Genomic DNA, 12,625 nt, shown 5'->3' on the forward strand with positions numbered 1-12,625 from the left:
TTTTAACATCACTAATTTATAAGAAATATCGTTACCGATCATACTCTTAGACACAATGAATAAACTATTTACGACAAACTCACTAAATTAACAAAAAGAGTTATCAATTCTGAAACCAACATTGAACTGAATGTTAGTTTTCAAATCGATAACTCTCTTTGCTATCATTTTATTAAGCTTTGTACCCCACTTCCAGATACTTACATATAGCTAATGAAAATCTATTTACTTAAATACTCATCAATTGCCGTAGCCGCCTGCTTACCTGCACCCATAGCTAAAATTACAGTAGCCGCACCTGTTACGGCATCACCACCAGCAAATACGCCAGGACGGGACGTAGCCCCCGTATGTTCTTCGGCAATAATACCGCCCCAAGATTGTGTTTCAAGACCTTTTGTAGTGGACCGAATCAATGGATTTGGATTTGTCCCTAAGGACATAATAACCGTATCACAAGGGATAACAAATTCGGAGCCTGCAATCTCTTGTGGACGACGGCGACCAGAAGCATCTGGTTCCCCCAATTCCATCTTAATGCATTTCACACCAGTAACCCAACCTTTATCATCATGTAAAATTTCAATTGGATTGGTTAAAAGATTAAACTCAACCCCTTCTTCTTTAGCATGATGTACTTCCTCTGCTCGAGCTGGAATTTCTTCTTCACTACGACGATATACAATCTTCGATTCAGAACCTAAACGTAACGCTGTACGAGCAGCATCCATCGCCACGTTACCAGCCCCAACGGTTACACACACTTTGCCAATTGCAATTGGTGTATCGTAACTATCATCATAGGACTTCATAAGATTAGCACGAGTCAAAAATTCATTGGCCGATAATACACCATTCGAAGATTCACCTGGAATATGCATAAATTTAGGCAAGCCTGCACCAGAACCAATAAATACAGCTTTAAAGTTTTCTTTGTCCATCAATTCATCGATCGTCACAGTACGACCAATAATAACATCAGTTTCAAACTTAACACCTAAATTTTTAATATTTTCTACTTCTTTATTTACAATACGATCTTTTGGTAAACGGAACTCAGGAATACCATAGGCTAATACGCCACCTAATTTATGAAGGGATTCAAAAACAGTAACGTCATACCCTTTCTTTGCTAAATCACCAGCACAGCTAAGGCCAGCAGGACCTGAACCAATTACAGCCACTTTAATGCCCTTAGCTGGTTCTTTTTCACCAAATACAACCCCATTTTGAAGATTCGTGTCAGCCACAAAACGTTCTAGTTTACCAATGGCTACCGCTTCATTGCGGATTCCCATTACACAAGCTCCTTCACATTGTTCTTCTTGCGGACATACACGTCCACAAATAGCAGGCAAGGCACTTTGCTGAGCAATAATACGGCCAGCTTCTTCGATATTGCCATGTTTTAAAGCCTGTATAAACCCAGGAATGTTAATATGTACTGGACAAGCCTGTACGCATCGAGGTACTTTACAATCTAAACAACGCTGTGCTTCTAACATAGCTTCTGTTTTGCTATACCCATAACACACTTCTTCAAAATTGGTCGCCCGTATAGCTGGATCTTGTTCCCGTACAGGGATTCGTTTCGTTTTATCTGTTAATTCTGTAGTTTCAACACTCTCTTCCGCTTTGCAGGTACAATCTGGATTAGGATGAGCTTTATCCATTTCGCGAATTAACTTACGCCCTTCTTCTGTTTTATACATAGTTTGACGTTGCATTGCATTGTCAAAATCGACTAAGTAGCCATCAAATTCTGGACCATCAACACAAGTAAATTTCACTTCATCGCCAATCGTCACACGACAAGCGCCACACATCCCTGTACCATCAACCATAATGGAATTCAAAGAAACAACAATAGGAATCCCTAATTCTTTAGCTGCCAAGGTAGCAAATTTCATCATAATCATCGGCCCAATGGCTACAATATGATTATATTCTTTACCTTGAGCAATTAAATCTTTCATGCAGGCGACTACATTGCCATGAAAACCGGTAGAACCATCATCCGTTGCTAAATATAAATTACCTGCTACAGAACGCATATGATCTTCATAGATAATTAAGTCTTTATTACGTGCACCAATAATAACATCAGCTTCACAACCACGAGATTTTAAATATTTTACTTGTGGATATACAGGTGCCGTCCCTACGCCACCACAAAGAAATAAAATCTTTTTTTCTTTCAATTCTTCATCAGAAAGTTCAGCCAAGTCAGTAGGATTCCCTAAAGGCCCTACAAAATCAGACAGCAAATCACCTTCTTCTAATTTAGCCAATTTTTGTGTTGAATCACCTAAGGTCTGAAATACGATACTTACAGTACCTGCTTCACGATCATAGTCAGTAATCGTTAATGGCACCCGTTCACCATATTCACCATGTTTAACAATAACAAATTGGCCTGGTAAGGCAGACTCTGCCAATCGTGGAGCTAAAATGTCATACTGATACATATTGGCATGTAAAATTTCTTTGCGTACAATCTTATACAAGAGAACTCACTCCTTTAAAAAACTAAATACCTACTTGATTTCAATATATCCCTATCAAAATCAATGCCTATTAGTTACTCCCTCTCGTTACATCGATATGTAAAATACGACCTTCCCATGTCATTACTATCATTGTACACCTAATATAGTAATAATAAAAATTACATTTACGCATAATAAGTGTATTATATTTATCAAGCAGTGTCCAATTCCTATTAAATTATAAATCACTAGATTTTAATGCTTACGACACACTTTATTCTAAAAAAACAGAGCAGTCTGTATTCTACTGCTCTGTTTTTAATATCCTACATATCGAACTATTATAAATTTACTTTATTCAATAAAGCTTGTTCTTTTTCGTCAACGCTATTTTCAATGGCTTCCATTTTAGCATTCAAATCAGCTACAAAAGCTTCATCTTTAATGCTACCTAAATTGATTTTTACATTTAGAAACGCACCATGTACAGATGTACGAGCATTCATAGTTGCAACAGCGCCATCAGTAATCGCATTTTGGTTACCTTTTTCAATAACGGTCGCTGCTAATGGTAGTAAAGCATTAGCCAATTCCCCAATTTTAAAGGGAACTAAGGCTGCACCTTTAGTTGCTTCTTGAATAGCTGCCGAACGAGCTTTTTTATCTTCCTCTGTATCTTTTGGCAATTTAAACGCCGCCATAATTTTATTAAATGCAGCACTATCTTCATCTATATAAGCTAAGAATTGAGCTTTCATTTCATGAGCTTTTGACTGAATTTCTTTCATTTCTGCTTCAACAGCTGCATATTTTTCTTTCCCAATTGTCAGCGATGCTACCATTTCAATTAAAGCAGCACCAGCAGCCCCATTGAGAGCCGCAATACTACCACCACCAGGTGCTGGTGAACTAGAACCAGTTTCATTAATAAAGCCTTCTACGGATAATGCTTTTAATTCCATTGTGCCTCCTATATAAGTATTATATCCACTTATTATTCATATATGGCCTTCATAGGCCGTTACCTATTATCAAATCATTATCTATGACTTAGACCTATTAGAATAAACCAGAGATTTTACCATCCGCATCAATATCCATATTTAAAGCAGCTGGCTTCTTAGGAAGACCCGGCATTACCATGATATTGCTAGTTTGACAAACGATAAAACCCGCACCATTAGCTACACGTACGTCTTGCACATTAATAGTAAAATCTTTTGGTGCCCCTAATAAAGCAGGATCATCACTCAAAGAATACTGTGTTTTCGCAATACATACTGGCAATTTATCAAGGCCCCAGTCTTCTAATTGCTTAATCTGTTTCTTAGCATTGGCTGTAAATTCTACACCTGTGCCACCATAGATTTTTTGTACAATCTTGGTTAATTTTTCAGGAATAGAGTCTTCTTTATCATACATAGTAACCGGTTTAATGTTGGTACCTTCCACCATAGCCGCTACTTGTTTAGCCATGTCAATACCACCATCGCCACCTTTTTCCCAACATTCATTGAGTGTTACATCCACACCATAACTATCACATTTCTGTAATAATTTTTCAATTTCAGCTGGCGTATCTGAGGAGAATTTATTAATAGCTACCAATACTGGTAAACCGTAAGCACGCATGTTTTCAACTTGTTTAGCCAAATTTACAAAACCAGCATTAACAGCTTCTACATTTTCTTCGCCTAAGTCGGTTTTCTTAACGCCACCGTGCATTTTTAATGCACGAATTGTGGCAACAATAATAACAGCCTGTGGGAAAATATCCCCGTATGGACATTTGATATCGAGGAATTTTTCAGCACCTAAATCAGCACCGAAACCAGCTTCCGTAATAACAATATCGCCTAATTTAAGTGCCATTTTGGTAGCTAAAATAGAGTTACAACCATGGGCTATATTGGCAAATGGGCCACCATGCACTAAAGCTGGCGTATGTTCTAAGGTCTGTACAATATTAGGCTTAATGGCATCTTTCATAAGCATAGCCATAGCCCCTTCACAGCCTAACTGGTGAACATACACAGGTTCGCCTGCATAATTACAACCAATTACAATACGGCCAAAGCGTTCTTTTAAATCTTCAATGCTCGTTGCTAAACAAAGAGCAGCCATGATTTCAGAAGCTACTGTAATCATAAAATGATCTTCACGCGGGAAGCCACATACTTTACCGCCCATCCCCACAACTACATTACGCAACGCACGATCATTCATATCGAGCACACGTTTCCATGTAATCTGACGCACATCAATATTAAGGTCATTTCCTTGATGGACATGATTATCAATCATAGCTGATAATAGATTATTAGCAGCTGTAATAGCATGCATATCCCCTGTGAAATGTAAATTAATATCGTCCATTGGCACAACTTGCGCATAGCCACCACCAGCGGCGCCACCTTTAATTCCAAACACGGGCCCTAACGATGGTTCACGTAAGGCAACAATCGCTTTTTTACCAATTTTATTTAACGCTTGCGTCAAACCAATGCTCGTTGTCGATTTACCTTCCCCTGCTGGCGTTGGGGTAATCGCTGTTACTAATACTAATTTGCCATCTGGTTTATCTTTTAAACGTTTTAAAACGTCTAGCGATACTTTTGCTTTATAATGGCCATATTGTTCTAATTCTTCTGGTAAAATACCACATTTTTCAGCAATGGCCGTAATTGGTTCCATCTGATTGGCTTGGGCAATCTCAATATCACTGAACATGAATGCACCTCCTGTAGGGCTGATATACGTTTGAAAAATAACTTTATACTTTTTAATTTACACTAAATATGTACTTTTTTCAACTCCTATTGTACATAATAATTATGCAACTAAGCGCTGTATTCGGCCCTAAGCTGGCGCTCACGCATTAAATCAGTCCCCTAATTATGCTACTATAATCAAATTGCTTTCTAATTAGTCTAGTAATTGTTTTTCTAAAATTTGGTTAATATCAAAGTTTTCTACTTGTAAATAATATTCAGCAGCCATCATCAAGGCAGCCATTGGTACAGTACCTATAATTTCACTGCCTACAATGGATACACCATACCGCTTAGCTTCCATCTTAATCATTTCAAAAGCTTGATATACAGACGATTTTTGATAATTTACCAAGTTCATTGATACTTGTACTTGGTTACGTTCTTCTAACATAACGCCCATAGCTTTTACATAGCGCAAACCACCACCAATATGACGAATTTTCTTAGCAATCGCATCGGCTACAGCAAGATCGCTAGTATTTAAATTAACATTAAAGGCTACCAAGGACACGCGAGCCCCTACTGCGGAACAACCAGACTTTTCATTCATTTCACTTGGACCATAATCAGGTTTCCAGTTTTCATCTTTAATTTTTTCAAAGAATCCTTCATACTGGCCTTTACGAACGGAGGCTAAATTGCGACGATCTTCTTTAGTGCACGCATCTTCATAAAGATATACAGGAATCCCCATTTCACCATAAGCTTTCCCAACTTTATTAGCAATCTCTACACATTCTTCCATAGTCACTTCAGAAATTGGCGTAAATGGCACAACATCAACCGCTCCAAACCGAGGGTGAGCCCCTTCATGTGTACGCATATCAATCAACTCAATGGCGACTTTGGCCATATTAATAGCCGCTTCAGTAACAGCTTCAGGTGAACCAATCAAGGTTACTACAGAGCGATTATGATCTGCATCACTTGAATAGTCAAGAATCTTTAAATCTTTAATTTTACGTGCTTCATCAACGATTTTCTCAACCTTTGCCTTATCGCGACCTTCACTAAAATTTGGAACAAATTCAACTAACTTAGCCATACGATTGCCTCCATTCTAAAATGAATACGTTTATATCATGATTTTTAAAACAAAACATGAAATTCTATACGTCCAATATACATCAACTATAACCAAAAAAACATCAAATTTTCAACTTTTTAAAAAATTTTTGATTTTTGACACTTTTTAGACGTAGCTGACTTATAGTGTATGTAGCGAATAGATGAAGTACCTAAAACGGAGGTTTTATGGAAATTACAGCGATTGCTCGTCACCAAGCGACTACTTCTACCTGGTCTGGTGGCTCCACAACAGAGTTTTTTATTTATCCACCACAAAGCTCTTATAAAAAAAGAGATTTTACTATTCGGATAAGCTCAGCTACGGTGGATGTAGAATCATCTGAATTCACCTTACTTCCAGGGTACACCCGTCTAATTACTCCGCTAACGAATCAATTATACCTATCTTTTAAAGAAACAGCAGACACATATCATTTAAAACCGTACGAAGTAGCCTACTTCGATGGTGCTTATCACACCTTTTCAAAGGGGAAAGCAACTGACTTTAATGTTATGGTCCAACAAGGAATGAAGGTTAACTATTCTGTGTTAACTTCTTCTTCTCAACTTAATCCTCATGAACATAGATTTATCTATGTTCCCAATTTACCTTTTGTACCCTCTGCCAAGGCTCGAATAGGTAACCTCCAAATACAACCGGATACATTATATTATCTGTCCGATTGCACGGAAACGGTTCCTTTATTCCTTGAGGATGCTGCTGTTACAGTTCTCTATGTTGAAATATCCTTTTAGGATACTCTATACAAACTTCATCTTCTTTACAAAATGGCAAAACCCCTAAGTCTCCACACTTAGGGGTTTTGTTATGCTATACATATGCTATAAATTTTCTTCACTCAATATAGAGCGTTCATAATTATGTTCTAATTCGTCAGCAGATACTTCTTTTTCCCACCGTGAAACAACAGCGGCCGCAATGCAATTCCCTGTTACATTACAAAATGTACGTGCCATATCAAGCACACGATCTATGCCTAATAAAATAGCAATGCCTTCTACGGGTAAACCAAAAGCAGCCGCCGTCCCAGCAATTACTATCAAGGAAGCCCCTGGCACACCAGCAATCCCTTTAGTCGATAACATTAACGTTAATAACATAAGTAACTGCATTTCAATTGGAAAATTAATATCATAAACTTGCGCTAAAAATACAACAGCCACACAACTATATAACGTTGAACCATCTAAATTAAATGTATAACCTAAAGGTAATACAAAACTGACAATTCGTTTTGGTAGCCCCAGTTTTTCAAGCTTTTCCATTGCAATTGGCAAGGCCGCTTCACTAGCTGCCGTCGAAAAAGCTAGTACCAATGGCTCTTTCAATACTTTAATTAAAGGAAATAAATTAGTTTTTATTAACAGGGAACCCACTGACAAAACAAGTAATAGAAAAACGACAATAGCTACATATAGGCAAAGAATTAATTTTACTAGCGGTAAAAGCATAGTAATGCCAAAGGTTCCTACTGTATAAGCAATAGCACCAAATATACCGATTGGCGAAATATACATCACATAATGAGTAACTTTAAACATAACATGGGCCAAATCGCGGGCTAAATCAATAATCTGTTTCCCTTCATGGCCAACACTCGCGCAGGCAATAGCAAATAGACAACTAAAAAATATAATTTGTAACATATCACCGCGCCCCATGGCATCAATAATATTTGTTGGCACGATGTTGACTAACATAGCCACATGATCCAACCCTTTACTACTAGCCGCCTTTGTAACGGCTTCATTATTGCCACCGGACGATAAATCAACGCCCGCCCTTGGTTGTAATACATTAACTGCTACTAATCCTACTATCAAAGCTAAGGTAGTGGCAAATTCAAACCAGATAATCGATTTACCACCTAATTTTCCTAATTTCTTAAAATCACCAGTACCAGCGATTCCCATGACTAAACAACTGAAAATCAAAGGCACTACAATCATTTTAATCATACGGATGAAAATATCACCTAAAGGTTTTAAGGCTTTACCTATATCAGGTGCTATAGCTCCTACAGCAATCCCAGCCAGTAAACCAATCATAATCCATGTTGCTAAACTCATCTTTCTCAAACTGTTCATACATGCCCTCTTCTTTCCTCAACAGTTAATCACAGATAAAAACACTCTATATTAAACGTCTCCCGTAGACGTATTGAATATACATATACATATACATACATATATATATATATATATACCAAATATATTACATATATATAAATCCATACCAGTCTTTTCTCTAATATATTAAATTGAATTCTATTATAAATAATTTAAATAAAAAGGTCTTACTTTATAAGGAAAACATGCTATTTCACCCTATAAAATAAGACATTATCGCCTTCTATTTAATTATGAAACACAATCTTTAACAACCAAAAACTGTAAACATATATACAAATAGTAGAGTATTCCCTCAGTTAATAAAAATTCAATTTTTTATTCCTGCACTATTATACATCTGTAGATTTGTATAAGTCAATAAAAAACGCTCCTAACATGCATAAGTAACATGTTAGAAACGTCCTTTAAATGTATCAATTATTTAGCTTCAAATTCTAAAGCTTCAATCTCTTCTTCGGTAAAGGGTTCTTTCATCCTTCTTGTTAATTCTTCTGGTGAAATTTCATTTTCCCAGCGTGCTACAACAGCAGCCGCTACACAGTTCCCAGTCACATTACAGAAGGTACGAGCCATATCTAAGATTCGGTCAACGCCTAAAATAATCGCAATCCCTTCTACAGGTAAACCAAAGGCAGCGGCTGTACCAGCAATCACTATTAAAGATGCTCCTGGTACGGCTGCAATCCCCTTAGTGGATAACATTAATGTAATTAACATTAATAATTGCAATTCTAAAGGAAATGGAATGCCATATACTTGTGAAATAAATACCACTGCTAAGGCACTATATAAAGTAGAACCATCTAAATTAAACGTATAACCTAAAGGCAATACAAAACTTACAATATGTTTTGGCAAACCAGCCCGTTCTAGCTTTTCCATAGCAATCGGCAAGGCCGCTTCACTAGCTGCAGTAGAGAACGCTAATACCAATGGCTCTTTTAGCACTTTTAAAAGAGGGAATAAGTTCGTTTTTGTCAAGAATGAAGCAATAGAAATAGCAATAACTAAGAATAATATCAACGCTACATAGAGACACAAAACAAGTTTCAAAAGTGGTAACAACATGCCTAGACCAAATTCACCTACCGTATATGCAATAGCACCAAAAATACCTACTGGCGACACATACATAATATAATGTGTTACTTTAAACATAATATGGGCTAAATCTTTAGACAAATCAATGATTTGACGACCATCTTTTCCTGTACTCGCCGCTGCAATAGCAAACAAGCAACTAAAGAAAATGATTTGCAACATATCGCCGCGCCCCATCGCATCCACAATATTAGTTGGCACAATATTAACCAGCATTTCAACATGATCAACACCATGAGCCGACGCTACTTTAGTGACTACTTCAGAAGCACCATTTTGAGTAAGTGCAACCCCTACACCAGGCTCCATAACGTTAACGGCAAATAGACCTACGATCAACGCTAAAGTTGTGGCAAATTCAAACCAAAGAATCGCCTTACCGCCTAAACGACCTAATTTTTTAAAGTCACCTGTACCGGCAATCCCCATAACTAAGGAGCTAAAAATAAGTGGCACTACAATCATTTTAATCATTCGAATAAATACATCACCTAATGGTTTCATAGCTTTCCCCACTTCAGGTGCTACACCACCAACGATAACCCCAGCCACTAAGCCAATGATAATCCATGATGCGAGACTTAATTTTTTTAGAATTTGCATATTTCACTTCCTTTTTCTAACGTTAGGTCGATGCCTAGCAACACATAATCACGTATATATACGTACTAAAATTCCAAGCTATAAAAATAGCGTTACTGAATTATTATATATCTATAAATTTAGATTAGTCAACCTAAAGGCCATATCAATTTTTCAAGTATGCCTAATTAACAATTGTCTACACTGACTTCACATGGTACTATTAGATTAATCGTATTAACCTATATTTTTAGTAGACAATAGTATTTATATACATTTTTATGATAAATAAATACGTTTTACCTAAGGAGGTTTTCTATGTATTCACTATCTGCTACCAATCACTACGAATGTTTAGCCTATCACAAAGACAAAGGTTCTACTAAAGAGCAGCTCCATATTTCTCAAGAAGTCGCCTATAAGCTATATATAGAAAACCGTCTAATTTCTACATTAATAGCCTCCCCCCATGATTTTCGCGATTTAATTATCGGTTATTGTCTTATGGAAGGTCATATAGAACAAGCAACCGATATTGCGACTATTTTTATGAATAGTGAAACGCACCGCATTGATGTTACTTTAACTCACGATATTCAATACTTTCATGATGCCCTACCAACCTCACGACCTGCAAAAAACAATACATTTACAGTAACTGCTGATGAAATTTGTAGCTATGGGGGTTTGTTGGATTCCATTACTAAAGCACATCACACCTCTCACGGAGTTCACGAAGGCGCCTTAGTACAAGATGGTAAAGTCATCGCTTATGCAGAAGACGTAGGCCGCCATAATGTGCTCGATCGATTATTAGGCATCATTGTTACTCAAAATATAGATACTTCTGACAAAATCCTAATTTTTAGTGGGCGTGTACCACAATCAGTCATAAAAAAAGTCCATCGTATTGGGGTTCCTGTCATGTGTTCGCGTGCTATGCCAACCGCCTTGGGTATTGTTCTAGCTGAAAAATACAACATTACGTTATGTAATGTATTGCGCCCTGATTCCTTTAAATGCCTAACACACAGCGAACGTATCCTTGATTTATAGGCAAAAGCCCTATTACAGGCCTTCCACCCATCATGGAAGGTCTCTGTAATAGGGCTTTTTATAATTATCAATAAATTCAACCTTTAATTAGATTGACTCTTAATCATGATTTTTAAGTAACAACTAATTATGATTTTTAAGTAGCAATACAGGTATTCTATCGCCAATTTCATAGCTATGTTTTCCCTGTTCTAATTTGGCTAATCCATTGGCCTGAGCTAACCCCAGTAAAGCACTGGAAGTAAACACTCGATTTGGTATAAATACAGCACCTTGTGCCGTATAGGTAATAACACCTTGTACATAACGATCAAACGGATTTTTTTTATGAATAGCCGCTCCTAATGGCAATGTTACGCTCATTAATTCGGTATTAGCATAACCTTGACAAAAACGTAATATGGGCAATACTAACAAATGAAAACCGTTATAGGCCGCCGTCGGATTCCCTGATAAACCAAAACAAAGTGTATACTCACCAGACTTGCGCGTGATAAGCCCACCATATGAAGCGGCACCAGGACGCATTAATACGCGGTTATACAGGGTATGTGCCCCGATTGCTTTATAAATGGCCGGCATAGAATCAAATAAGCCTACGGAAACACCACCAGTACTAATAATAATATCAGCCTGCTGACTTAACTCTTGAACTTTAGCAATTTCACGGTCTAATAACTCTGGTGCATCACTTACATGATAAGTCATTATATCCTGAAATCCATGCTCTGCTAATAGATTCGTTAACATAAACAAATTAGAATTATAAATTTTACCCGCCGTTAATGGTTCACCTACCGGTATAATCTCACGGCCTGAGGTCAGTACAAGAATTTTTAACGTCGTATATACAGGTACCGTAGCATACCCTAAACCAACAGCGACTGCAATTACACCTGAATCCAACACAGTACCTGCTTTTATAACTACTTCACCGGTACTGCACTCTTCCCCTTGTGGCACAATATTATCACCTTGCTTAATTTCACCACGAACCGTAATATATTCGCCATCAAAATCACAGCGTTCCTGCATAATCATGGTATCACAATCATCAGGAATCGGAGCCCCCGTCATAATCCGAACGGCTTCCCCCTGAGCTACTGGCCCGTCAAAAACTTCGCCAGCCCCAATCAAACCAATCACTTTAAACCGATTTACTTGTGATTGATACGGAATGACAAAACCATCATAAGGTGATTTTCTAAATGGTGGCATATCACTTTGAGCGGTTAAGTCCTCGGCTAATACACGACCTAACGCTTGAGACAGTGGTATAGCTTCAACGGACTGCTTTGCTCGCTTTACTAGTTCCGTATGCCATTGTTGTTGACTTGCTTCTACTGTAATTGCATCCATAATATATTTCTGCTCCATTGTCTCAAACTACTATACTCTCAT

At 37.5% G+C, this 12,625-nt stretch carries 9 protein-coding genes; 2 read left to right on the forward strand and 7 right to left on the reverse strand.

Annotated elements, in window-relative coordinates; all coding sequences use genetic code 11:
- Nucleotides 1–221: 221 nt before the first annotated feature.
- The 4 genes from DYE54_RS03485 to ftcD all read right to left on the reverse strand — a co-directional run bounded on the left by DYE54_RS03485 (nucleotide 222) and on the right by ftcD (nucleotide 6,308).
- Nucleotides 222–2,507, reverse strand: a complete 2,286-nt coding sequence (locus tag DYE54_RS03485) for a bifunctional dihydroorotate dehydrogenase B NAD binding subunit/NADPH-dependent glutamate synthase (RefSeq protein WP_115309936.1) — start codon at nucleotides 2,505–2,507, stop codon at nucleotides 222–224.
- A 323-nt stretch (nucleotides 2,508–2,830) separates the two neighbouring features.
- Nucleotides 2,831–3,451 carry a cyclodeaminase/cyclohydrolase family protein gene (locus DYE54_RS03490; protein ID WP_115309937.1) on the reverse strand — a complete coding sequence of 207 codons (621 nt, stop codon included), beginning with the start codon at nucleotides 3,449–3,451 and terminating at the stop codon, nucleotides 2,831–2,833.
- A 97-nt stretch (nucleotides 3,452–3,548) separates the two neighbouring features.
- Nucleotides 3,549–5,219, reverse strand: a complete 1,671-nt coding sequence (locus tag DYE54_RS03495; protein ID WP_115309938.1) for a formate--tetrahydrofolate ligase — start codon at nucleotides 5,217–5,219, stop codon at nucleotides 3,549–3,551.
- 195 nt (nucleotides 5,220–5,414) lie between these two features.
- Nucleotides 5,415–6,308, reverse strand: coding sequence for a glutamate formimidoyltransferase (gene ftcD, locus DYE54_RS03500; protein WP_115309939.1), 894 nt, complete (start codon nucleotides 6,306–6,308; stop codon nucleotides 5,415–5,417).
- Nucleotides 6,309–6,517: 209 nt separating this feature from the next.
- On the opposite strand from ftcD, the gene DYE54_RS03505 reads away from it, so the two are divergent.
- A complete protein-coding gene (locus DYE54_RS03505; protein WP_115309940.1) occupies nucleotides 6,518–7,087 on the forward strand; it encodes a HutD family protein in 570 nt (189 codons plus the stop codon).
- Nucleotides 7,088–7,174: 87 nt separating this feature from the next.
- Here the strand turns inward: DYE54_RS03505 and DYE54_RS03510 are convergent, their stop codons facing one another.
- Together DYE54_RS03510 and DYE54_RS03515 are read right to left on the reverse strand one after the other, a co-directional pair.
- Nucleotides 7,175–8,440 (reverse strand): dicarboxylate/amino acid:cation symporter, encoded by a 1,266-nt coding sequence (locus DYE54_RS03510; protein WP_115309941.1) that lies wholly within the window; start codon nucleotides 8,438–8,440, stop codon nucleotides 7,175–7,177.
- Nucleotides 8,441–8,902: 462 nt separating this feature from the next.
- Nucleotides 8,903–10,189 (reverse strand): dicarboxylate/amino acid:cation symporter, encoded by a 1,287-nt coding sequence (locus tag DYE54_RS03515; RefSeq protein WP_115309942.1) that lies wholly within the window; start codon nucleotides 10,187–10,189, stop codon nucleotides 8,903–8,905.
- Nucleotides 10,190–10,486: 297 nt separating this feature from the next.
- Here DYE54_RS03515 and DYE54_RS03520 point away from each other — a divergent pair, with 297 nt between their 5' ends.
- Complete coding sequence (locus DYE54_RS03520; RefSeq protein WP_115309943.1) at nucleotides 10,487–11,224, forward strand: formate dehydrogenase accessory sulfurtransferase FdhD; 738 nt, start codon at nucleotides 10,487–10,489, stop codon at nucleotides 11,222–11,224.
- A gap of 123 nt (nucleotides 11,225–11,347) precedes the next feature.
- Here DYE54_RS03520 and DYE54_RS03525 read toward each other — a convergent pair whose 3' ends face one another.
- Entirely contained in the window at nucleotides 11,348–12,601 is a 1,254-nt protein-coding gene (locus tag DYE54_RS03525) for a molybdopterin molybdotransferase MoeA (protein ID WP_340148296.1), read from the reverse strand.
- Nucleotides 12,602–12,625 lie beyond the last annotated feature (24 nt).

The sequence above is a fragment of the Veillonella criceti genome (assembly GCF_900460315.1).
Taxonomy (GTDB): Bacteria; Bacillota; Negativicutes; order Veillonellales; family Veillonellaceae; genus Veillonella_A; species Veillonella_A criceti.

What these genes read in the sequence shown, in the direction of transcription:
- DYE54_RS03525 (WP_340148296.1), bottom strand. Translation starts at nt 12,601, where the DNA reads ATGGAGCAGAAATATATTATGGATGCAATTACAGTAGAAGCAAGTCAA.
- DYE54_RS03520 (WP_115309943.1), top strand. Translation starts at nt 10,487, where the DNA reads ATGTATTCACTATCTGCTACCAATCACTACGAATGTTTAGCCTATCAC.
- DYE54_RS03505 (WP_115309940.1), top strand. Translation starts at nt 6,518, where the DNA reads ATGGAAATTACAGCGATTGCTCGTCACCAAGCGACTACTTCTACCTGG.
- DYE54_RS03515 (WP_115309942.1), bottom strand. Translation starts at nt 10,189, where the DNA reads ATGCAAATTCTAAAAAAATTAAGTCTCGCATCATGGATTATCATTGGC.
- DYE54_RS03510 (WP_115309941.1), bottom strand. Translation starts at nt 8,440, where the DNA reads ATGAACAGTTTGAGAAAGATGAGTTTAGCAACATGGATTATGATTGGT.
- DYE54_RS03490 (WP_115309937.1), bottom strand. Translation starts at nt 3,451, where the DNA reads ATGGAATTAAAAGCATTATCCGTAGAAGGCTTTATTAATGAAACTGGT.
- DYE54_RS03495 (WP_115309938.1), bottom strand. Translation starts at nt 5,219, where the DNA reads ATGTTCAGTGATATTGAGATTGCCCAAGCCAATCAGATGGAACCAATT.
- ftcD (WP_115309939.1), bottom strand. Translation starts at nt 6,308, where the DNA reads ATGGCTAAGTTAGTTGAATTTGTTCCAAATTTTAGTGAAGGTCGCGAT.